This window comes from Nonomuraea sp. B19D2 (assembly GCF_040137845.1).
GTDB lineage: Bacteria > Actinomycetota > Actinomycetes > Streptosporangiales > Streptosporangiaceae > Nonomuraea.
The window spans coordinates 43,841-64,912 of record NZ_JBEFAK010000028.1 but is presented as its reverse complement, the minus strand read 5'-3'; the positions used below and the strand labels follow the sequence as shown (position 1 = coordinate 64,912).

Annotated in this window: 17 protein-coding genes; 6 read left to right on the top strand and 11 right to left on the bottom strand. The window is 69.4% G+C overall.

The annotated features are described in order from the left end of the window. Positions 1 to 2 precede the first annotated feature (2 nt). Positions 3 to 680, top strand: a complete 678-nt coding sequence (locus ABN273_RS38425; protein WP_349454104.1) for an SDR family NAD(P)-dependent oxidoreductase — start codon at positions 3 to 5, stop codon at positions 678 to 680. A gap of 109 nt (positions 681 to 789) precedes the next feature. Here the strand turns inward: ABN273_RS38425 and ABN273_RS38420 are convergent, their stop codons facing one another. The 5 genes from ABN273_RS38420 to ABN273_RS38400 all read right to left on the bottom strand — a co-directional run bounded on the left by ABN273_RS38420 (position 790) and on the right by ABN273_RS38400 (position 3,722). Then, on the bottom strand, positions 790 to 1,629 hold the full coding sequence (locus ABN273_RS38420; RefSeq protein ID WP_349454102.1) for a universal stress protein: 840 nt from the start codon (positions 1,627 to 1,629) through the stop codon (positions 790 to 792). Between the two features lie 73 nt (positions 1,630 to 1,702). Beyond that, entirely contained in the window at positions 1,703 to 2,041 is a 339-nt protein-coding gene (locus ABN273_RS38415; protein ID WP_349454189.1) for an STAS domain-containing protein, read from the bottom strand. Positions 2,042 to 2,330: 289 nt separating this feature from the next. Beyond that, positions 2,331 to 2,663, bottom strand: coding sequence for a hypothetical protein (locus tag ABN273_RS38410; RefSeq protein ID WP_349454100.1), 333 nt, complete (start codon positions 2,661 to 2,663; stop codon positions 2,331 to 2,333). A gap of 195 nt (positions 2,664 to 2,858) precedes the next feature. Further along, positions 2,859 to 3,275 (bottom strand): hypothetical protein, encoded by a 417-nt coding sequence (locus ABN273_RS38405; RefSeq protein WP_349454098.1) that lies wholly within the window; start codon positions 3,273 to 3,275, stop codon positions 2,859 to 2,861. Continuing rightward, complete coding sequence (locus tag ABN273_RS38400) at positions 3,276 to 3,722, bottom strand: hypothetical protein (RefSeq protein WP_349454097.1); 447 nt, start codon at positions 3,720 to 3,722, stop codon at positions 3,276 to 3,278. Positions 3,723 to 4,029: 307 nt separating this feature from the next. Between ABN273_RS38400 and ABN273_RS38395 the strand changes: the two genes are divergently transcribed. Then, positions 4,030 to 5,004 (top strand): LacI family DNA-binding transcriptional regulator, encoded by a 975-nt coding sequence (locus ABN273_RS38395; protein ID WP_349454095.1) that lies wholly within the window; start codon positions 4,030 to 4,032, stop codon positions 5,002 to 5,004. Positions 5,005 to 5,246: 242 nt separating this feature from the next. Here ABN273_RS38395 and ABN273_RS38390 read toward each other — a convergent pair whose 3' ends face one another. From ABN273_RS38390 to ABN273_RS38375, 4 genes are read right to left on the bottom strand one after another with little or no spacing between them, the layout of a single operon-like run. Next, entirely contained in the window at positions 5,247 to 6,149 is a 903-nt protein-coding gene (locus tag ABN273_RS38390) for a carbohydrate ABC transporter permease (RefSeq protein WP_349454093.1), read from the bottom strand. Beyond that, positions 6,146 to 7,027, bottom strand: a complete 882-nt coding sequence (locus ABN273_RS38385; protein ID WP_349454091.1) for a carbohydrate ABC transporter permease — start codon at positions 7,025 to 7,027, stop codon at positions 6,146 to 6,148. Before ABN273_RS38385 ends, ABN273_RS38390 begins: the two co-directional genes overlap by 4 nt. Beyond that, on the bottom strand, positions 7,027 to 8,394 hold the full coding sequence (locus tag ABN273_RS38380) for an extracellular solute-binding protein (RefSeq protein ID WP_349454089.1): 1,368 nt from the start codon (positions 8,392 to 8,394) through the stop codon (positions 7,027 to 7,029). The genes ABN273_RS38385 and ABN273_RS38380 overlap by 1 nt, the downstream gene beginning before the upstream one ends. 12 nt (positions 8,395 to 8,406) lie before the next feature. Next, on the bottom strand, positions 8,407 to 10,260 hold the full coding sequence (locus tag ABN273_RS38375) for a glycoside hydrolase family 127 protein (protein WP_349454087.1): 1,854 nt from the start codon (positions 10,258 to 10,260) through the stop codon (positions 8,407 to 8,409). Positions 10,261 to 10,394: 134 nt separating this feature from the next. On the opposite strand from ABN273_RS38375, the gene ABN273_RS38370 reads away from it, so the two are divergent. The 3 genes from ABN273_RS38370 (at position 10,395) to ABN273_RS38360 (ending at position 14,987) form a co-directional block, all read left to right on the top strand. Further along, complete coding sequence (locus ABN273_RS38370; RefSeq protein ID WP_349454085.1) at positions 10,395 to 11,426, top strand: LacI family DNA-binding transcriptional regulator; 1,032 nt, start codon at positions 10,395 to 10,397, stop codon at positions 11,424 to 11,426. 184 nt (positions 11,427 to 11,610) lie between these two features. Then, a complete protein-coding gene (locus ABN273_RS38365) occupies positions 11,611 to 13,476 on the top strand; it encodes an Ig domain-containing protein (RefSeq protein ID WP_349454083.1) in 1,866 nt (621 codons plus the stop codon). An 11-nt stretch (positions 13,477 to 13,487) separates the two neighbouring features. Continuing rightward, entirely contained in the window at positions 13,488 to 14,987 is a 1,500-nt protein-coding gene (locus tag ABN273_RS38360; protein ID WP_349454081.1) for a putative Ig domain-containing protein, read from the top strand. A gap of 42 nt (positions 14,988 to 15,029) precedes the next feature. Here ABN273_RS38360 and ABN273_RS38355 read toward each other — a convergent pair whose 3' ends face one another. Further along, complete coding sequence (locus ABN273_RS38355; protein ID WP_349454080.1) at positions 15,030 to 16,280, bottom strand: hypothetical protein; 1,251 nt, start codon at positions 16,278 to 16,280, stop codon at positions 15,030 to 15,032. Between the two features lie 224 nt (positions 16,281 to 16,504). Between ABN273_RS38355 and ABN273_RS38350 the strand changes: the two genes are divergently transcribed. Continuing rightward, the gene (locus ABN273_RS38350; protein ID WP_349454077.1) at positions 16,505 to 19,897 is read left to right on the top strand and encodes an ATP-binding protein; all 3,393 of its coding nucleotides are present in this window, start codon (positions 16,505 to 16,507) and stop codon (positions 19,895 to 19,897) included. Positions 19,898 to 19,918: 21 nt separating this feature from the next. On the opposite strand, the gene ABN273_RS38345 is transcribed toward ABN273_RS38350, so the two are convergent. Then, positions 19,919 to 21,064 (bottom strand): epoxide hydrolase family protein, encoded by a 1,146-nt coding sequence (locus ABN273_RS38345; RefSeq protein ID WP_349454187.1) that lies wholly within the window; start codon positions 21,062 to 21,064, stop codon positions 19,919 to 19,921. Positions 21,065 to 21,072 lie beyond the last annotated feature (8 nt).

The following is a 21,072-nucleotide window of genomic DNA, read 5'->3' as shown; positions in this document are numbered from 1 at the left end:
TCATGCCCACCATCGCCATCGTCGGCGCCGGCCCCCAGCTGGGGCTGGCCATCGCCCGCACCTTCGGCTCCCACGGCTTCGACGTAGCCCTGATCTCCCGCAACCGCGCCAAGCTGGACGATCTCGTCGGCCGGCTCACCGCCGAGGGCATCACCGCCGCCGCGTTCCCCGCGGACGTGCTCGACCGCGACGCGCTCGCCCAGGCGCTCAAGGCCGCCGCCACCCAGTTCGGCGGCATCGACGTCCTGGAATACTCCCCCGTCGGGACGCTCGGCGCCACCGCGTTGACCACTCCGTCCGAGACCGAACCCTCGCATGTGCAGCACGAGATGGAGTTTCAGCTCTACGGCGCCATCGCCGCCACCAAGGCGGTACTGCCGGCGATGCGCGAGGCCGGCGCGGGCACCCTGCTCTACACCACCGGCGCCGGCTCGATCGACCCCGTCCCGCAGGTCGGCAACGTCAACGCCGCCGCCGCGGCCCTGCGCAACTGGGTGATCAACCTGCACAAGGAACTGACCGGAACCGGCATCCAGGCCGCCCACGTCGGCATCGACGTGTCGATCGGCCTGTCCGTCATCCCCGGCTTTCCGACGGCCCAGCCCAAGGAGATCGCCCCCGTCTACTGGGAGCTGCACACCACCCACCGCGACGAGGCCGAGCACGTTTTCACGCTCTGACGCCGCACCGGCTCCCTCGTCGAACCCCGATCGCGCCGCGGAGTGCCTGGCCGCGGCGCGGTCCTGAAGGGACGCCCGAGCCTCGGAACTCCTGGGCGTCCAGAGGCGCTCATGACTTCCTGGCGCGTGGCCGTACCACCGCGACCGGGCACGCGGCACGGTGCAGCACACCGTGGCTGACCGAGCCGAGCACCGCGGAGGCGAAAGCGCCCAGCCCACGCGAACCGACCACGACCAGGTCAGCTGTGCCCGAGGCCTCGCTGAGGGCGGGCACCGGATGCTCTCTCACGTGCTGTTCCGTGATCTCAACGTCAGGGTTCTCCGTGCGCCACCGGTTCGTCCGCTCCCGAGCCGCACGGGCCTCCTCCTGGAAAGCGTCCTCCAGCAGGAGACCGTAGTCCGGGGCGTAGGCAGAGACGAGCGGCGCCTGCCACGCGTGAATGGCGAGCAGCCGTGCGTGGCGGGCACGCGCCTGCTCGACGGCGTACGTCATTGCTGCCTGCGCGCTTTCGGAGCCGTCGTCGCCGACCACGATCTGGCCGTGCTCCGCGGCGACAGGCCCGCGGACGATGACCACCGGTCCCTCGGCATGCCCCGCGACCGCCAGGCCGACCGAGCCGAGCACCAATCCCGCGAATCCCCCCGATCCCCGGCTGCCCAGCACCAGGGAATCAGCCGACGCCGACTGGCCGATCAGGAATTCGACGACATTCTCATCGGCCAGCTCGGTGCTCACCTCGACATCCCCGCTCACCGCGCGAGCGCTGCCGGCGGCGGCTTCCAGCACGCCGAGGCAGTACTTCCTGCCCTCGACACCACCCGGCCGCCGTTCGCACACATGCACGACCTTCAGTGGCAGCCGTCTGCGCCGGGCGTCGACCGCCGCCCACTCCACCGCCGCGTTCGCCGACTCGGAGCCGTCCACGCCGACCACGATCGGTCCGGCCATCACCGGGCCTCCTTCACAGAGCTCTCCCCTTCCCTCCTCCTTCCCGAAACGGACATCTGCGCACATGGTCCCGTCACGGGGCCTGCCATCGCTGGTAGGCGGCCACGGCGGTCGGCAGAGTCGGGAACAGCAGGTCCGCTCCGATGGCCTCCGTCAAGCCGAACGCGTCGAGCGAGGTACGCAGATCCTGCTTGACCCTGGCCATGGCGAACACGATGCCCCGGCGAGTCAGTTCGGCGCGGAGCGACTCCACCGCGTCCAGAGCCATGGCGTCCACCTCCACATCGGCTTCGACGTTGAGCACGAACCACGACACAGGGCCCTCGTGCTGGTCGACCGCGGCAAGCGCGCGGCGCCGGAAATCCTCGGCGTTGGCGAAGAACAGCGGGGAATCGTAGCGATAGATGACCAGCCCTGAATGGTCCGCGCGTCCGGATAGTCGTCCACGTCATGCATCCCCGCCAGTCCCCGCCCGAACGAGAGCAGCTCGGCGATGACGCCGTCCCCGGACACCCGGACCCCGGTGACCTTGCCGAGCTGAGCACCAACCGGGCAGCACAGCGCGTGAGCGCGGCACCACGACCCGTACGCGGGCCGGGACCTTCCCATGCAGCCGCTGCTCAGCGGGAGGACCGTCTGGGGAAACAAAGGGGGATCCCACCCGCCGGCGGGGGGTGGGATCCCCGTCTTGAGGCCGGAGGTCACTGGGGTTGAGCACAGCCGTGGTAGCCCGAGTGGTACCCCTCCATGAAGCCGCGCTCATAGGGGCCCATGCCCATGCGCATGTGCTTCCGCATGTGCATGCGCATGCGGTCGTAAGGCCTGTCACCTTGGCAGTCAGCTTGACCGTCGGCGAAACCGGCGTTCCTGCCGCGGTCGTACTGCTCCTGCTCGTCTCCCGGCGGCTGGCTCACGACCTGCGTGCTCGTCTGGGCAACGGCCTGAGCAGGCGAGGCCGCGACCCCGGCCGGTCCGAGTGCGACAGCGGCGAGAAGCGCTGGACCAGCCAGCATCAGGCATTTCTCGATGCGCATCCTGGTCTCCCTTCCTGTAATCACCCAGCCTGGCCAGGACCGTGTCACCACACCGTGATGGCGGCGTGACGGGCGCATCACCGTCTTGCTCGGTGGACGCGCCCGCCGGACGTGCCGAAGCCCGTCTCGGTGGAGGCGGCCGCCCACACGTCCGCGCCCGGCCCGTGCGTGAACGCGACGACGTCGTCCTTGCCGTCACCGGTGAGATCCGCCGGCGAGCCGCCGAGCGGCATCCCGGTCGTGCCGGGTGTTGTCGTACGGGTAGTCCGGCGTGACGCGCTGCCCGCTCACGTCCACCCATTGGTGGTTCCTGCGCACCTGCACCCGCAGGTCCTGGGCGAACCAGCCGCCGTCGCCGAACATCTGCCCGCCGGTGAACACGACCTTGTTCATCAGATATGCGCGCGGCCAGGTGTAGCCCCACCAGCTCGCGCCCTTGCGCTCGTCGTTCCAGTCGTCCTCGTTCTGCCCTTTGTCGCCGTCGTTGTAGAACGCGGTGTTGCCGAAATGCGTGGCCCGCTCGATGCCCACGGTGCCCGGCTCGCGGGCCAGGTTCCTGGCTCCGTCCGGCACGTTGCCCGGGGTGGTGTCCACGTGCGGCTCGAGGCGCATCTAGCGCAGCGAGAACGTGTACGCCCAGTGCTCCCCGTCGGGGAAGCCGCCGCCGCACGGGCAGACGTTCGACTGCAGCCACATCGACTTGCCGTCGGCGCTGATGTACTTCGACGGGATGGTCGTGGCGTAACCGCCGTGCTTGGTCCTGGTCCACGGGTAGCCGCCGAAGTCCTTGCCCGAGAAGTGCTTCCAGGGGCCGCACGGCGTGGGCGACTCGTAGAACTCGAAGGTGTACTCCGTCCAGGACGCGTAGATGTAGCGGTTGGGCGGCCTGTTGTAGACCACGCCGCCCTGGCTGATCACGCTCAGGTTCCTGACCCGGTTGGCGGTGTAGACCTCCGGGTAGAGCCGCCGATCGTCGTGGAGCACCGCGACCCGCTTGCCGATGTCCGCCGACCAGGCAGGCGCGCCCGTGGCCAGACATCGTCGAACGATCGGGAACATGACTTCTCCTGGCGGTGCGGGACCCCTGAGCGCGCGGCAGTCAGGAGGCCGTGAGGGTGGGGGTGAAGGGAGAAGAGGTCTGAGCAATCGATTTCTGGATGAACGTACAATCACGGCCTGACACCCGTCAAGCCCCGACTTGTCAGGATTTGAGTCGGGCATTTATCCAGCTAAACCCCCATATTTCAATATTTCTAGAAATGTGGAAGTATGATCATGGACGGAAAGCGATTCCCGGACCAGGACCTCGACCCGGTCCACGCGAGGACGGGGTACGGGGCTCCGCGATGGTAGAAACTTGGAGTCGATGCCCACTATCTACGATGTCGCGCGCGAGGCCGGCGTGTCGGCCGCCACCGTTTCCCGCGTGCTCAACGGCGCCCGGACCGTCGACCCCGCCATGGTCGCGCGGGTGCTCACCGCGGTCCGTGAGCTCGGCTACCGCCCCAACGCGGTGGCGCGCAACCTGCGGCGCAGCCGTACGACACTCTGGGCAGTGATCATCTCCGACATCGGCAACCCGTTCTTCACCGCCATGGTCCGCGGCATCGAGGACGTCGCCCAGCAGGAGGGCTACTCGGTCGTGCTGTGCAACAGCGACGAGAACCCGGTCAAGGAGGAGACGTACGTCGCGGCGGCGCTGAGCGAGCAGATGGCCGGCGTGATCATCTCCTCGTCGGGGAGCGTCAAGGCGGCCAAGACCCTGATCGAATCGCCCATCCCGGTCGTCGCCGTCGACCGCGAGCTGCCCCGCGGCGACGTGGACACGGTGGTGGTCGACAACGAGGCGGGCGCGCGCACGGCCGTGGAGCATCTGCGCGCGGCCGGATACCGGCGGATCGCGTGCATTGCGGGGCCCGAGGGCGTGAGCACCGCCGACCTGCGCCTGCGCGGCTACACCGCCGCCGTGTCCACGCCGCCGGTGATCGTCCGCACGGACTTCCGCGAGCAGGGGGGTTACGACGCCATGGCCGCACTGCTGTCCTCTCCCGAGCCTCCCGACGCGGTGTTCGTGGCCAACAACCTGATGACGGTGGGTGCGCTGCGCTGCCTGACCGAGCGCGGGGTGGACGTGCCCGGGCAGATGGGGCTGGTCGGCTTCGACGAGATCCCGTGGGCCGACCTGGTGCATCCCTCGCCCACGACGGTGACGCAGCCGACCTATGAGCTGGGCCGGATGGCCGCCCGCCTCCTGGTCGACCGCATCGCGACCCCGGCCGCCAAACCCGCCACGATCGTCCTGCCGGCCGAGCTCCACCCGCGCCGGAGCAGCGCCCGTTAACGCCCCGCGAGCTCGTTGGCAATGTGGGACGTCGCCTCGTACAGGTCGCGGTAGAGCTCGTACAGCCCGCAGCCACTCCAGCTTGGGCCCCACGGCTTGGGAGGTGAGCGGCGACCCGCACCGCTCCAGGATCGCCGAGGTGCCGCCCCCCACCGCCACCAGGCGCTTGCCCGATCCGCCCAGGGGACCACGCCGGACAGACGTCATCGCCAGCCGGACTACCCCGATCCGCGGGATAGCTCTTAGTTCTTGATGCCCGTCAGGGTGACCCCCTCGATGAAGTACCGCTGCAGGAAGAAGAAGAGCGCGACGATCGGCGCGATCACCGCCGCCGACGCCGCCATGAGGTACCCCCACTGGGTGATGTACATGCTCTGGAACGAGGCCAGTCCCAGCGACAGCGTGTAGTTCTCCTCGCTCTGCAGGTAAAGCAGCGGCCCGAGGAAGTCGTTCCAGGTGCCGATGAACGTGAAGATGGTCACCACGATGATCGCGGGCTTGGACAGCGGCATGACGATCGTCCAGAACACCCGCCACGGGGAGGCCCCGTCGATATAGGCGGCCTCGTCCAGCTCGAACGGGATCGTCAGGAAGAACTGCCTGAGCAGGAAGATGTTGAACACACCCCCGCCCGCCCCCGCGAACCAGCTGGGCACCGTGAGCGGCGCGATCGTGTCGATCGCGTCCAGCTCCTGCCACATGACGAACGTCGGGATGAGCGTCACCGCGTACGGCAGCATCACGCCGCTCAGCAGCAGCGCGAAGACGACGTTGCGCCCGCGCCAGCGCAGCCGGGAGAAGCTGAAGGCCGCGACCGCGCAGGTCAGCACCGTGCCGAGGACGCTGATGACGGCGATGACCAGCGTGTTGACGAAGTAGCGGCCGAACGGCTGTGTGGTGAGCGCCTCGGTGAAGTTCGACCACTGGAACGGCGAGGGGATCCACTGGGGCGGTGAGACGAACATCTGCGCGTCCTGCATGAGCGCGCTGCGCACCAGCCAGACGAACGGCAGCAGGGTCGGGATCGACCCGGCCACCAGCGCCACGTACAGCAGGGCCCGGCCGTACCTGCGGGGTTTGCGCAGCCCCTCGGTGGGAGCCACCCGGGCCGCGCGGGTCTTGTCCGGGGTTGCCAGGGCGGTCATCGGGCGCCTGCCATCTCGTAGTAGACCCAGCGGCGGGCGTTTCTGAACATCAGGAACGTCACCACCATGATGATCATGAACAGGGTCCAGGCGAGCGCGCTGGCGTAGCCCATCTCGCTCTCGGTGAACGCCTTGCGGAACAGGTAGTAGACGTAGAAGAGCGTGGCGTGGTTCGGCCCGCCCTCGGTCATCACGTACGCCTGGTTGAAGACCTGGAAGGTGCCGACGACGCCGACCACCAGGTTGTAGAAGATGGTCGGCGTCATCATCGGCAGCGTGACGTGCCAGAAGCGCCGCCACGCGCCGCCGCCGTCGATCGACACGGCCTCGTACAGGTGCCTCGGCACGCCCTGGAGCCCGGCCAGGAAGATCACCATGGTGTTGCCGAAGCCCCAGGTGCTCATGATGATCATCGAGGGCACGGCCGTCGACTCGCTGTAGATCCACTGGGAGCCGGGCAGGCCGCCCTGCCGGAGCAGGGAGTTCAGCAGGCCGAAGTCCGGGTTGAAGATCCAGATCCAGAGCACGACGTTCGCGATGGCCGGGACGAGCGTCGGCAGGTAGAAGATCGTCCGCCAGATGGCCAGGCCGCGCACCTTCTGGTTGAGCAGCATGGCCACGGCGAAGCTGACGATCAGCACCAGCGGGACCGCGCCGAGCGTGTAGTACGTGGTGGTACTCAGCGACTTCCAGAACAGCTCGTCGTGGACCATCGCGGTGTAGTTGTCCAGGCCGATGAACGACGGGCTGGCGCCGATCGTCCAGTCGGTCAGGCTGAAGAACGCCGAGGCCACCATGGGGCCGATGGTGAAGATGACGAACCCCAGGATGGCGGGGAGCGCCATCAGGATGCCCCAGCGCGTTTCGAGGCGGCGCATCAGAGCTCCTGGGTGTGCTGCCAGCCCTGGAGCATGCTGGTGATCTTCGGTGCGACTTCCTTGAGGATCTCGGCGGCCGGGCGCTTGCCGGTCTCGATCTCCTGGAGCGCGGGGGTCAGCACGTCGCTGCTGATGGTGGACATGTTCTTGACGCGGTTGCCGAACGTGGGCGCGCCGTGGGCGCGGGCGTAGTCCACCACGGCCGTGCGGAACTCCGGCGGGTGCAGGTCGTTCTTGGTCCAGGAGTCGATGGCCGCCTGGTCCTCGTAGTACTTCTTCTCCTGCGGCATCCACAGGCCCTTGGCGAACAGGTCGACGTAGCGCGGGTCGTTGTGGAAGGCGAACAGCTCGACCGCCTCCTGCTCGTGCTTGCTCCCCGCGAACACCGCCGACGCGCCCGCCACCTGCGTGGCGGTGAACGGCTCCTTGTACTTAGGCAGCACGCCGATGCCGTAGTCCACCTTGCTCTCGTTCATGTCGAGCAGGCTCCAGTGGCCGTCCACCACCATGGCCACCCGCTTGGTCTTGAGCAGGATGTTGGTGCCCGGCGCGTCGTCGCCGGTCGCGGCGAGCTGGCCGGGGCCGGGCGCGACGCGGTGCTTGTAGATGAGGTCCTGCAGGTTCTGGAACACCTGGATCGCCTCGGGCGTGTCGAGCAGGCACTTCTTGCCGGCCTCGTCGGCGAAGTCCACGCCGTTGCTGCGCAGGAACCCGTACCAGGCCGCACCGTAGGTGATGCTGCTGGAGATGCCGAACTGCTTGATCTGCTTCGAGTCGAAGCCCGACTCGTCCGGGTGCTTGCCGTTCTGGTCGATCGTCAGCTTGTAGGCGTTCTCGACGAGCTGGTCCCACGTCCAGGCGGAGGCGGCGTCGGCGGGCGGCGTGACGCCGGCGGCGGCGACGGCGGACTTGCTGTACCACAGCAGCTCGATCTCGTTCGCGGTCGCAACGCCGTGCAGGTTGTCCTGGCCGCTCCACAGGTACGCGTCCGGCAGGTATCCGGCCAGCTGCGGATATTTCTTCAAATAGGGGAACAGGTTGACCAGCTTGCCCTGCTGGCCCAGGCGGTACGACATCGCCAGCGGCACATACCCGGCGTCCGGCAGCCGGTTGCTGGCCACGAGCGTGTTGAGCTTCACGTCGTACTCGTCGGGCGTGTAGAGCGGCTTGACCGTCACCCCCGCGTGCTTCTGCTCGTACTGCTTGAGCATGCGCTCGACGGCCGCCTTCTCGAACGTCGAGCCCCAGTACATGAACTGCAGCTGCACGTTCTTCCCGCCCGAGCCGGAGCCCGAGCCGCCGCAGGCAGCCGCTGCGGTGCCGAGGGCGGCGAGCCCGCCCAGCTTCAACAGGTCGCGTCTTCTCATCCGCGTCTTTCCTTACGCGAGGGGGATCCAGACCCGCATCGCGCCGCCGTCGCGGTTGTCCCACTGGAAGTAGGGGACGGCGGTCGCGGTCACGCTGGTGCTGGTCGCCAGGGGTTTCGTGGTGTACGGCAGGCCGTCGCCCGGCTGGTGCACGACGACGGCGTCGGTTTCGATCAGTACGGTGCGGCCGACGCCCTCGAGGTCGTCGACGGGCTTCACGCGCAGCGGGGCCTGCGGGTTCAGGGCGAGGTCGTCCACCTCCACGCCTTCGGGCTGGTCGGCGTTCTCGAAGCAGTAGACGAGCGGTCCGCGCTCCAGCGCCACGGAGCCCCTGACCGCGTCGATCTTGCGGTGGGGGTAGGTGAGCCTGGGCGTCATGTCGAGCCGCAGCTCGAGCGTGTCACCGCTCTGCCAGTTGCGGCGGATGCGGAAATATCCGTCTTCGGCCGCCCGGGCCGGGCGGTCGTCGACGTACGTGGTCTCGCTCCAGGCCGGGACGCGCAGGGCGAGCTCCCATTCGCCCGCCTCCTCGACCGTGATGCGGACGAGCCCGTCCCACGGGTACTCGGTCTCGATCCGGATCTTCCCGGCGACGGTCCCCGGGACGTACTGGTGCAGCTGGAGGCCGGCGTCGGTCGTGGTGGCCACGTAGGCGCCGAGGGAAGCCACCAGGCGCATGATGTTCGGCGGGCAGCAGGCGCACGCGAACCACTCCCTGCGCCGCCCGAGGTAGGCGTCCTCGACGAGGTCGTTCCTGCGCTGAAGCGGGTTGACGTAGAAGAAGCGCACGCCGTCGGCCGAGGTCGAGGCGGCGAAGGCGTTGTAGAGCGTGCGCTCGATCAGGTCCGCGTGGCGGCCCTGGCCGGTGGCCAGGAGCAGCCGCCAGTTCCAGTGGATGCTGGCGATGGCGGCGCAGCTCTCGCTGTAGGCGCGGTCGGGCGGCAGTTCGTACCGCTCGCCGAACGCCTCGCCGTCGTGGCGCGAGCCGTGGCCGCCGGTGATGTACGTCTTGGTGGCGACCATGTCCGCCCAGCGGCGCAGCGAGCACTCCAGCAGCGACTCGTCACCGGTCTCCAGGTAGACGTCGACGATGCCGGACTCCAGGTAGAGCTGGCGCACGGCATGGCCCACCGCGGTGTCGGCCTCGCGTACCGGCAGGTGGTCCTGGGCGTACAGCATGCCCATGCCGCTGTCCTTGATGAGGCCCTTGCCGCGGTTGTCGATCAGCTTGGCCGCCAGGTCCAGGTAGGAACGCTCGCCGGTCAGCCGGTACAGCTCGACCAGCGCGGTCTCGACCTCCGCGTGGCCGTCGATGCCGTCGTTCCCGCCGGTCAGGAAGACCTCGACCAGGTGATCGGCCAGGCGCCTGGCGACCTCGACCACCCCCTCGCCGATCCCGGCGCGGGCGGCCGCCACCGCCGCCTGGAACAGGTGGCCGGCGCAGTACATCTCGTGGCTGTACTCGAGCTCGGTGTAGATCTTGTCCGGCTTGACGACCTGGTAGTGCGAGTTGAGGTAGCCGTCGTCCCGCTGTGCCTTCTTCAGGACGGCCGCCGCCTGGTCGGCGAACTCGCCGTAGCCGGGCTCGGGCGCGCGGACGTGCTCCCAGGAGATCGCCTCGAGCTGCTTGTAGAGGTCGGAGTCCTGGAACCGGTAGCCCTGGAACGGCCCCTCGCCCTCTCCTCCCGCGCGGCGCAGGTTGGGCAGAGCACCTGAGCGCTCCATCTGCTCCAGACCCAGCGGGATGCTGGCCTTGTGGTTGATCCGCTGCCAGCGCGCCAACGGGCCGGCGGTGATGACCACGTCTTCGATCCCGAGCGGCCGCCACACTGTCCGGCCGGACGGAATGACAGGACTCTGCTGCATCTAGCTCCTCGACCTCGGACCTCGGTGAGAAAACAATGGGAATAGGTTTTCTCAAACGGAGGGTAAGGTGTGATACATCACCGGTCAAGGGGATGCTTGTGCGCAATAGGGTGTGACCGCGAAAGGGGACTCGGTTGGCCAACCCTTCCGATGGGACAACGAGAACCGTCACGATCAGGGATGTCGCGGCGGCCGCCGACGTGTCGATCGGCACCGCGTCCAAGGCGCTCAACGGGCGGGGCCGGATGCGTACCGAGACCCGCGACCGGGTGCTCGCCGCCGCCGAACGGCTCGGCTTCCGGCCCAACCCGCTCGCCCAGGGACTGCTGGCGGGCCGCACGTACACCGTGGGCCTGGTCACGGGCGACAGCTTCGGCCGCTTCAGCATCCCGGTGATGCTGGGTGCCGAGGACGCGCTGGGCGCGGGCCAGATCTCGGTGTTCATGTGCGACACGCGCGACGACCCGATCAGGGAGCGGCACTACGTCGAGCGCCTGCTGGCCAGGCGCGTCGAGGGCATCATCGTGACGGGGCGGCGCACGGAGCCGCGGCCCGGGATCGGCCGCGACCTGCCCGTTCCCGTCGTGTACGCGATGACGCAGTCCACCGACGACTCGGACGTCTCGATCATCCCGGACGACGAGGGCGGCGGAGCGCTGGCCGCCCGCCACCTCATGGCGACGGGACGCATGCGCATCGGCCACGTGACCGGACCCCAGCGCTTCCAGGCGGCGCGCCGCCGCGCGCAGGGGCTGACCACCGCCCTCGCCTCCGCCGGGCTGTCGCCGGCGGGCGAGATCCTGTACGGGCAGTGGAGCGAGGAGTGGGGCCGGCAGGGAGCCGACGTGCTGCTGCACGCGGAGCCCGACGTGGACGCCATCTTCTGCGGGAGCGACCAGATCGCGCGCGGGGTGGCGGAGACGCTGCGCGAGCGGGGGCGGCGGGTGCCCGAGGACGTGGCCCTGGTGGGGTTCGACAACTGGGAGCCGATGGCGCTGGGGTGCCGGCCGCCGCTGACGACCGTGGACATGAACCTGGGCGAGATCGGGCGCCTGGCGGCCCGCCACCTGCTGGACGCGATCGCGGGCAACCCGACGACCGGCGGCGTCACCATCGTCCCGGCCAGCCTGGTCCTGCGCGAGTCCACCCGCCGCGCCACCCCCTGACGACCCGCCGGGGCGGGGGTTGACCGGTGCTGTGTAACACCTTACTGTGCGCCTGGGAAAACCTATTCCCAAAATCCTTAGAGGAGTCCGGATGGACCGAGGATCCCGCCATGCCCTGAGGGCCGCTAAGGGCGCCAGGCGAATCACCGTAGCGGCAGCCTTACTCGCCTCCTTACTCAGCGGCGTGCCGCAACAAGCGCACGCCGCGACCACCGCCACGGTGGTCGACATGTTCGGCAGGACCGTCAACGACTACGGCGTCAAGCTGGTCGACTGGCAGGGCTACCTGGCCAACCCGTACGTCGAGCTCACCGTCAAACCCCCGGCCGACGTGCGGTATCCGGTCACCATCGACCTCAAGGCCGAGGGCACCTCCAGGCTCATGATGGACCTGCCCAGCCAGCTGACCGCGACCGGCGCCACCAAGACGCTGACCTTCGCCGGCGCCACCGAGCAGAAGCCGTTCCGCCTCGCGATCCACTCCAAGCGCGGTCCAGGCCAGGATGAAAGTTACACGCTCAAGCTCAACATCCGGGACGCGTCAGGCGCGACGTACCAGCAGCAGATGCCGATCCGGGTGCAGCAGGACGAGAAGACCGCGCTGCAGCCCAGCCTGCCCACCACGTTCGACTACCGCTACGACAACATCACCGGCTACTTCAACCAGCCGAACTTCAGGACCGCCGCCGAGGAGGCGGTGAAGGACTGGTTCAGGTTCTTCGACATGCAGCCGTTCGACACCGTGGCGGCCGGGGCGGAGAACAACCACCTGCCGGGCAACGACTGGCAGAACACCATCAACGTCGCCAACAACGCCGCCTACAACGGCATGTACGTGTTCTTCCGCGGCATCCAGACCCCGTACTCGACCGGCTACCCCGCCGCCAACGGCAAGTACAGCACCCGGGGCGGCCAGCAGCTCGCGGGCCCGCTGCACCGCTCGACCGCGATGATCTTCGAGTACGACGAGGCGAACAAGCAGCTGTTCACCTCCCTGGCCGACGAGGACTGGTACAAGACGGAGATCGCCGGCTCGGTGCTCGACGTGCACGGCCTGGTCATGCACGAGTACGGCCACGCGGTGGCCTTCCACAGCGACTGGGCCGGCATGCGCTCATACGTGCAGGGCGGCGGCAACGATCCGGACGTGGTGGCGTACCAGGGCTATGCCGTCCCCCTCGACAGCAGCTACCACATTCCCGGCGAGCAGCGCTATTGGGACCGGCTGAGCGGGCAGAGCGGCGGCTGGACCCACCTGTTCCCCACCCGCAGGTGGATGCTGACCAAGCTCGCCCTGCTGGTGGCCGAGAACGCGGGCTGGAAGCTCAACCGCAACCTGACCCCGTTCCTGCCGCCGTCGATCGTCACCACCTCGCTGCCGTCGGCCACGCCGGGCGCTGCCTACAGCCAGACGCTGCAGGCCAAGGGCGGCGTGCCGTTCTACGACTGGCAGGTCACCAGCGGATCCCTGCCCGCGGGGCTCACCCTCGACCGGTTCACCGGGACGATCAGCGGCACCCCCACCACGGCGGGGACGTCCAGCTTCACCGTCCAGCTGCGGGACTACGACAAGCTGAGCACGCCGCTGACCAGGACGTTCCAGCTCACTGTCGGCAGCGGCGGCGGGACCTCCGTGAACGTCGCCGGCAGCGCGACGCCGTCCGCCTCGTACACCTCCCCGTGGGAGAGCGTGGCGGCGATCAACGACGGCATCGACCCGCCCAGCTCCAATGACACCGTCAACCGCCGCTGGGGCACCTGGCCCAACACCGGCACCCAATGGGCCGAGCTCACCTGGGGCTCCGCCCAGACCCTCAAAGCCGCCGACGTCTACTTCTTCGACGACAACGACGGCGTCCGCCTGCCCGCCTCCTGGAAGCTCCAGTACTGGAACGGCAGCGCGTACGCCGACGTCCCCGGCACCTACCCGATCGCCATCAACGCCTACAACAAGGTCACCTTCAACCCGATCAGCACCACCCGCTTACGCGTGGTCCTGGAGAGCGGCCAAGCCTCGGTGGGACTGCTCGAAGTGAAGGCCTTCACCTAGAAAAGGATTCGATGAGGAAGTTCGCCACCCTCAGCGCGCTGGCCGCCCTGGCCGGCGCGCTGTCGGTCCCCTCCCCCAGCCTCGCCGCCCGTCAGGCGGCTCCCGCGCTGGACGTGTTCGACATCTTCTACCGCAAGGTCAACGACTACGGCGTCCAGCTCGTGGACTGGCAGGGCTACCTCGCCAACCCGTACATCGAGCTGACGGTACGCGCGCCCAAGGTCCCCGGCATCAGCTACCCGCTGAAGGTTGACCTGCAGGCCAGGGGCACCTCCAGGCTGATGTTCAACATGCCGAGCGAGCTGACGGCCACCGGCGCGACCAAGTCCTTCACGCTCACCGGCCCCGCCGACCGCGAGGTCGTGCGGCTGGCCATCCACTCCAAGCAGAGCGGCGGCCAGGACGAACTGCACCAGTGGGTCATGAAGACCACTGACGCGACCGGCGCCACCGGCACCCAGACCATGCCGATCCGGGTGCAGCAGGACGAGAAGACCCCGATCAAGCCCACCATCCCCATCGACTTCGACTACCGCTACGACAACATCACCGGCTACTTCAAGGACCCCGCCGTGCGCAAGGCCGCCGAGGCCGCGGTGCGCAACTGGTTCGCGTTCTTCGACCTGCAGCCGTTCGACACGGTCCCGGCGGGCGACGAGGTCAACCGGCTGCCGGGCGACGACTGGCAGAACGAGGTCGAGGTCTCCAACGCCAAGCCGTACAACGGCATGTACGTCTTCTTCCGCGGCATCCAGACGCCGTACTCGACCGGCTACCCCACCATCAACGGCAAGTTCCACACCCAGAACGGCAAGCCCACCCCCTACCACCGCTCCACCAGCATGATCCTCGAGTACGACGAGCAGCTGATGAAGCTGTTCACCTCGCTCAAGGACGAGGACTGGTGGAAGACGGACCTCGGCCAGGTGATCGACGTCCAGGGCCTGGTCATGCACGAGTACGGCCACGCGGTCGCCTTCCACAGCGACTGGCAGGGCATGGCCGACTACGTGGCGTCCAAGGGCAAGGACGACCAGGACGTCATCGACTACCAGGGCTACCCCGTGCCGCTCGACACCAGCTACCACGTACCCGGTGACGACCCCTACTGGGACCGGATCAGCGGGCAGAGCGGCGGCTGGCGGCACATCTTCCCGACCCGCAGGTGGGAACTGACCAAGCTCACGCTGCTGATCGCGGAGAACGCCGGGTGGAAGCTGAACAGGAAGCTGACCCCGTTCCTCAAGCCCTCGATCGAGACCTCCGCCGTCCCCGCGGCGAAGGCCGGGGCCGCCTACGAGCAGCGGCTCCAGGCCAAGGGCGGGGTCCCGTTCTACGACTGGCAGGTCGTCGAGGGCTCGCTGCCCGCGGGCCTCAGCCTCGACCGGTTCACCGGGGCGATCACCGGCACCCCCACCACGGCCGGGACCGCCACGTTCACCGTCCAGCTCAGGGACAACGACAAGCTGAGCACCCCCGTCACGCGTGGGTACAAACTCACCGTCGGATAGCGAGAAGGAGGGCGGCGGAGACCCCGCCGCCCTCCCCTTTCTTCAGTAGCCGTAACGGCTCTTCAGGTGCCGCCACCAGTCCCGGAACATCCACGCGTCGAAGTCCGTGATGTACGCCGCGCTGCCCGCCTTCATCAGGAAGCAGCAGACGCCCGTCGGAGTCCAGTCGTAGAAGTCGTCCAGGCCGAACGAGTGGCCCATCTCATGCAGGAGGATGTGGATGTTGTCGGCGTTGAGGTTCGACATGTAGTACTCGCTGCCGATCCGCTGCCCCCAGTCGCCCCCGGCTCCGCCGCCGAACCCGGCGGTCAGCCACAGCGACATGTCGTAGTGGTGCGACGCGCCGCCCGGGCAGTTGGGGTAGTTGCCGCTCTGGTTGAAGAACCGGCCGCAGGGCTCGGCGCACTGGGGCGCGTTCTCCCGGATGTCGTTGACGTAGATGTCCACCGAGTTGTCGTTCCACTGCAGCTGGGCGCGGTCACGTACGGCCCAGCCCACGACCTTCACCGGCACGTTCGCGTACGGCCAGCCGTTGTGGCCGGCCATGACGTCCATCCACTTCTTGAACTGGCGGGCCAGCGCGGCGTGGATCTGGTCACGCTGGGCCGCCGTCACCGTGGCGGTGGTGTCCCAGCGGACGCAGTAGTTGATCGAGCCGCGGTTGGCCATGATCTGGTCCCAGCCGTAGTTGCGGAACCCGTACAGGTTGGGGTACGTGCTCTCGACGTGCTGCCAGACCTCGTTGAGCGGCGTGACCAGGTTGGCCGGCGGGTTCCAGGTCGAGGTGCCGCCGCCGGAGTCGGGGGCCCACGCCTTCACCTCGAGCAGCCCCACCGAGCCCTGGCCGCTCTGCAGGACGACGCGCAGCCGGGTGGTGCTGACCTGCGTGAAGCTCACCTTGTTGTAGGCGTTCACCGCGATCGGGTACGTGGCGGAGATGTCGGTGTAGGCGCTGCCGTTCCAGTACTGGAGCTTCCAGGAGGCCGGGACGCGGACGCCGCCGCCGTCGTCGAAGAAGTACACGTCGGCGCCTTTGAGCGTCTGGGACGACCCCCAGGTGAGCTCGGCCCATTGGGTGCCGGTGTTGGGCCAGGTGCCCCAGCGGCGGTTGACGGTGTCGTTCGAGCTGGGCGGGTCGATGCCGTCGTTGATCGCCGCCACGCTCTCCCAGGACGAGGTGTAGGAGGCGGACGGCGTCGCACTCCTGGCCACGTTCGTGTCGGCCAGGGCGGCCTGGGCGGGTAACAGGAAAGTGGCGATCAACAGGAGGGGCAGGACGGCCAGGCGTTTCATTCGGTCACCTCTGTTTTTGGTAGCGCTAACATTGGCGAACGCGGCACGCCCCTTCCGGCGGGAACCGCGCCTGCTTTGATCGCACGGGCGAACGCTCCCGTCAAACCGGGAGTCAAGGTGTTCTCAGCGACCTGCGGGTTCCCGCTGAAACTTTCACGCCCGGCACCCCCGCCGGCGGCGCCGCAGAGCCTGGATTGTCGGCCGGGCCGCGTAGGGTGCCCCGCATGGCGACGCTCATCGGACGGGACCGGCCCACGGCCATTCTGCGGGGCGAGGTCGAGCGTGCCCTGGTCAGCCACGGCTCGCTGGTGCTGGTCACGGGCGAGGCGGGGATCGGCAAGAGCGCCCTGGTGGCGAGCGCGGCGGAGGAGGCCGTCCGCGGAGGCGCCCGGCTGCTCACCGGGGTCTGCTGGGAGGGCGAGGGGGCGCCGGGCCACTGGCCGTGGGTGCAGGTGGTCCGCCGCCTCGACGCCCAGCCCCTGACGGGATCCGAGGGGTTCGAGCTGTACGACACGGTGACCGGGCTGCTGGTGGACGCCTCCAGGGAGCGGCCCGTCGTGGTGGTGCTCGAAGACCTCCATTGGGCGGACGCGGCGTCCTTGCGGCTGCTGGAGTTCGTGGTGCGGCATGCCTGGTTCGAGCGGCTGCTGGTGATCGGCACCTATCGGGACTCTGAGGTGGGCGGGGCGCTGCCCCTGGAAGCCAAGGCCATCACGCTGACGCTGACGGGGCTGAGCCGGGAGGAGGTCGGCCGGCTCGTGGCCCGCACCACGGGCCTCTCCCCCGACGAGCGGCTGGTGACGGAGATCCACCGGCGTACGGGTGGCAATCCCTTCTTCGTGGAGCAGACCGCCCGGCTGTGGCAGGGCGGGACTCCGCTCGCCACGATCCCCCCTGGGGTGGGGGCGGCGGTGCGGCGGCGGTTGTCGCGGCTGCCAGAGGCGGTGCTGGAGGTGCTGCGGATGGCGGCGGTCCTGGGCCGTGAGTTCACCGCGGACGCTCTTCGTGCGGCGCTCACCCCGGTGCCCCCTGATGCCCTCGACCGGCGGGCCGCCTCGCGCGGTTCGGCGGCGGTGAGCTTGAGGGATCGAGCCGCTCTCCCGCACGACCGGACGCTCTTGGGCGGTTCGGAGGCTTCGGTGGAGTCGGCGCTCTTGGGCGGTTCCGGGGCTTCGGTGCGGTCGGCGCTCTTGGGCGGTTCGGAGGCTTCGGTGTGGTCGGCGCTCGAGCAGGCGGTGTCGGCCAAGCTGATCACCTCGCTGGGCTCCGGGCGCCACGCCTTCGTGCACGACCTCGTTCGTGAGACCCTCTACGCCGAGCTCGACGAGGACGAGGCCCGTGCCCGGCACGCGGCCGCGCTGCGTGCGCTGGACTCGGCGCTGCCCGCGACCCGTGCCCACCACGCGTACCTCGCCGCCGTGCCCGACGCGCCCGACCTGCTGCTCGCCGCCGCCAGGGACGCCGAGGCGCGGATGGCGGAGGAGGAGGCCGCCGGGCACTACCGCCGCGCGCTGGAGCTGACCCCTGCCTGGGAGCCGCGCAGGCGGGCCACGATCGGGCTCGACCTCGGCGTGGCGCAGCACCGCGCGGGCGACGCCGCCACCGGCGTGCGCACGCTGGAGGCGGCCATCGCGATCACCCGCCGGCTCGACGACGCCGACCTGATGGCGCTGACGGCTTTGAAGCTGCACGACCTCTGCTACTTCGGCCAGGGCGGCCAATGGGCCGACTTCGTCCACGAGGCGCACCACCGCCTGGTGCGCCCGGCCACGTACGATCCCTCGCACACCACGATGCCCGCGCGCGCCGCCACCCCCGGACCGGCCGACGCCGCACGCGAGCCGAGCAACGTCGTCCGCGGTCCGCGCAGCGCCGCACTCGATCATGGCCGCACCACACAGGGGCCGGGCGGCCTCGCACCCGGCTCAGGCGTCACCCCACACGCCTTCGACGCCGGAGCACGCCGACCCGGCGACGCTCCACACAAGCCCGGCGACCTCCCGCCATCGACGGGCGGCGGCTCCCGTGAGCCCGGCACTGGCGGTGGACGGCTGGACGCCGCGGCGCTGGAGTTGACTGAGGTCGCGGCCGAGCTGGCCCGCCGGGGGGATGACGACGAGACGCTCGGGTTCAGCCTGGTGGCCAGGCTCGGGGCCATCTGGGGGCCGGACACCGCGGGCGAGCGGCTGGCCATCACCGAGGAGCTGGCTGCCGTTGCCCGGCGGACGCGAGACGCCCGGCTCGACCTGACCGCCCGATCCTGGCGTGTCGGCGCGCTCCTGGAGGCGGGCGATCCCCGGTGCCTCCCGGAGCTCCGCGGCTTCGTGGCGCGCGCCGAGGGGGCCGAGCTGGCGTTGTTCCAGCACGAGGCCGCGGTGCTCAAGGCCATGTTCGCCACGCTCGCCGGACGCTTCGACGAGGCCGGGACCCACATCGACGCCGCCTACGAGCTGGGCGAGCAGCCGGGCATCGGCCGGCGGGACCTGCGCTGCATGCAACGGTGGTCGGTCGCGCTGCTCAGGGGCCGGTTCGACGTGGCCGACAGCGTGCTGGGCGAGATGGAGCGGGCGGGCAGCCGCCACTTCCCGCTCTACCGCGCGGTGACGGCGGTGCAGCGGGGCGACGGGGGTGAGGCCGCCGTACGTCACCTGGCGGAGATCATGGCGGCAGGCGAGCAGTACCTGCGGTGGATGGCGCCGCTGTGGCTGAGGTTCCAGGCGCAGGCGGCCGCCCTGTCGAAGGACCCGGTGCTGTGCGCGCACGCACGGGCCGCGATCACCCCGTACGTCGGCCAGTGGGCCGTGACCGCCACGGTCGCCGTGGAGGGGCCGTTCGCGCACTGGGCGGCCGTGCTCGACGCCGCCCAGGGACGCTGGGACGAGGCCGTCGACGGCTTCACCGCCGCCTACCGCGCGGCCGACCTGCTGGGCGCGCGCCCGTGGTCGATCGAGTCCCGCGCCCGCCTGGCCGAGGTGCTGCAGGCGCGTGGCGACGACGCCTCCGCGCTGATCGAGCAGGTCGAACGGGACGCCGCCGCCCTCGGCATGCTGGTGCGCCTGCCGCGCCCAGGAGCCGACGCCTTCCGCTTCGACGGCCAGGTCTGGACCCTGACCTACGCCGGCAGGACCGTGCACCTGCCCGACTCCAAGGGCCTGGCCGACCTCCGCGTCCTGCTCGGCCGTCCGGGGAGCGAGGTCCGGGCGGTCGAGCTGCTGAACCCGGCGGGCGGCGAGGTCGTGGTCGCGGCGCGGAGCATGGGCGGCGACGACGTGCTGGACGAGGAGGCCAAGAAGCGCTACCGGCAGCGGCTGGAGCTGCTCGACTACGAGATCGACCGGGCCGCCGAGCTGGGTGACGACCGGCGGGCGGCCGAGCTCGACGCCGAGCGGAAGGCGCTGCTGGACGAGCTGCGTACGGCTGCCGGGCTCGGCGGCCGTACGCGAAGGCTCGGCGACGAGGCCGAACGCGCCCGCAAGGCCGTCACCAACCGCATCCGCAGCACGCTACGCCAGCTCGACCAGCGCCACCCGGAGCTGGCCGCCCACCTGAGGGCCTCGGTCTCCACCGGCGCCACTTGCCGCTACCATCCGAGCCCGGCGGTGCGCTGGTCACTTTGACGGCGGGCACACGGACCTGGTTCAGCGCAGCTTGGCGAAGAACGTGGTGACGTCATCCGCGAAGAGGGCGGGCTGCTCGGTCGCGAAGAAGTGGCCGCCCTGGTCGTACTCCGCCCAGTGCACGATGTTGTGGTCCCGTTCCGCCCAGGGGCGGATGGTGACGTCGCATGCCTTGGACACGAGCACCCCCGTCGGCACGGTGCCCCGGTCGGCTGCGGCCCATTCAGCGCCATCTCCCCAGTCGCCCGTGCCGGCGTCGCTCCAGTCGTCGGCGCTCATGCTCTCGTAGTAGAACTGCGCCGATGACCCCGCCGTCCCGGTCAGCCAGTAGATGGTGACGTTGGTCAGCATCAGGTCGCGATCAAGCGAGTCCTCCGGCAGGCCCTCCACGGGCTCCGTCAGCTCCTTGAACTTCTCCATGATCCACGCGAGCTGCCCCACCGGCGAGTCGTGCAACCCGTACGAGACCGTCTGAGGCCGCTTCGACTGGGTTTGGAGGTAGCCGTCGTTGAAGTTCTCCATCGAGTTCCAGCGCCGCCGTTCCTCCTGCGTGAGCCCGTCCATCTCACCTTCTTCACCGGCGGGGAAGGTGATCGCGGCGTTGAGGTGGATGCCTGCGATGTGGCCGGGATCGTGCTTGCCCATTTCCGGTGCGATGAACGACCCGCTGTCGCCGCCCTGCACCCCGTACCTCTCATAGCCGAGCAACGCCATGAGGTGGGTGAACGCCTTCGCGGTGCGGACGGGACCCCAGCCGGGTCCGGACAGCGGAGTGGAGAAGCCGAAACCCGGCAGCGACGGGATGACCAGGTGGAAGTCGCGCGAGAGCGGCTCGATGACGTCCAGGAACATCGCGAACGTGCCCGGCCAGCCGTGCAGCAGCATGAGCGGCAGGGCGGACGGGTTCTCGGAGCGGATGTGGGCGAAGTGGATGTTCTGCCCGTCGATCGTGGTGGTGAACTGCGGGATCGTGTTGAGCCTGGCCTCGTGCGCGCGCCAGTCGTAGCCGGTACGCCAGTATTCGGCCAGGTCCCTGAGGTAGTCCAGGGGGACGCCGCGCTCCCAGCCGGTGCCGGGAAGCTGGTCCTGCCAGCGGGTCATGGCCAGGCGGGTACGGAGGTCGTCCAGGTCCTGCTGGACGATGTCAATGCGGAACGGATCAATCATCACGATAG

Excerpts from the sequence above, each read along its gene's own strand:
- ABN273_RS38410 (WP_349454100.1), bottom strand. The coding sequence starts at position 2,663 with ATGCGCATCGAGAAATGCCTGATGCTGGCTGGTCCAGCGCTTCTCGCC.
- ABN273_RS38420 (WP_349454102.1), bottom strand. The coding sequence starts at position 1,629 with ATGGCCGGACCGATCGTGGTCGGCGTGGACGGCTCCGAGTCGGCGAAC.
- ABN273_RS38380 (WP_349454089.1), bottom strand. The coding sequence starts at position 8,394 with ATGAGAAGACGCGACCTGTTGAAGCTGGGCGGGCTCGCCGCCCTCGGC.
- ABN273_RS38375 (WP_349454087.1), bottom strand. The coding sequence starts at position 10,260 with ATGCAGCAGAGTCCTGTCATTCCGTCCGGCCGGACAGTGTGGCGGCCG.
- ABN273_RS38400 (WP_349454097.1), bottom strand. The coding sequence starts at position 3,722 with ATGTTCCCGATCGTTCGACGATGTCTGGCCACGGGCGCGCCTGCCTGG.
- ABN273_RS38425 (WP_349454104.1), top strand. The coding sequence starts at position 3 with ATGCCCACCATCGCCATCGTCGGCGCCGGCCCCCAGCTGGGGCTGGCC.
- ABN273_RS38390 (WP_349454093.1), bottom strand. The coding sequence starts at position 6,149 with ATGACCGCCCTGGCAACCCCGGACAAGACCCGCGCGGCCCGGGTGGCT.
- ABN273_RS38355 (WP_349454080.1), bottom strand. The coding sequence starts at position 16,280 with ATGAAACGCCTGGCCGTCCTGCCCCTCCTGTTGATCGCCACTTTCCTG.
- ABN273_RS38360 (WP_349454081.1), top strand. The coding sequence starts at position 13,488 with ATGAGGAAGTTCGCCACCCTCAGCGCGCTGGCCGCCCTGGCCGGCGCG.
- ABN273_RS38350 (WP_349454077.1), top strand. The coding sequence starts at position 16,505 with ATGGCGACGCTCATCGGACGGGACCGGCCCACGGCCATTCTGCGGGGC.
- ABN273_RS38385 (WP_349454091.1), bottom strand. The coding sequence starts at position 7,027 with ATGCGCCGCCTCGAAACGCGCTGGGGCATCCTGATGGCGCTCCCCGCC.
- ABN273_RS38405 (WP_349454098.1), bottom strand. The coding sequence starts at position 3,275 with ATGCGCCTCGAGCCGCACGTGGACACCACCCCGGGCAACGTGCCGGAC.
- ABN273_RS38345 (WP_349454187.1), bottom strand. The coding sequence starts at position 21,064 with ATGATTGATCCGTTCCGCATTGACATCGTCCAGCAGGACCTGGACGAC.
- ABN273_RS38395 (WP_349454095.1), top strand. The coding sequence starts at position 4,030 with ATGCCCACTATCTACGATGTCGCGCGCGAGGCCGGCGTGTCGGCCGCC.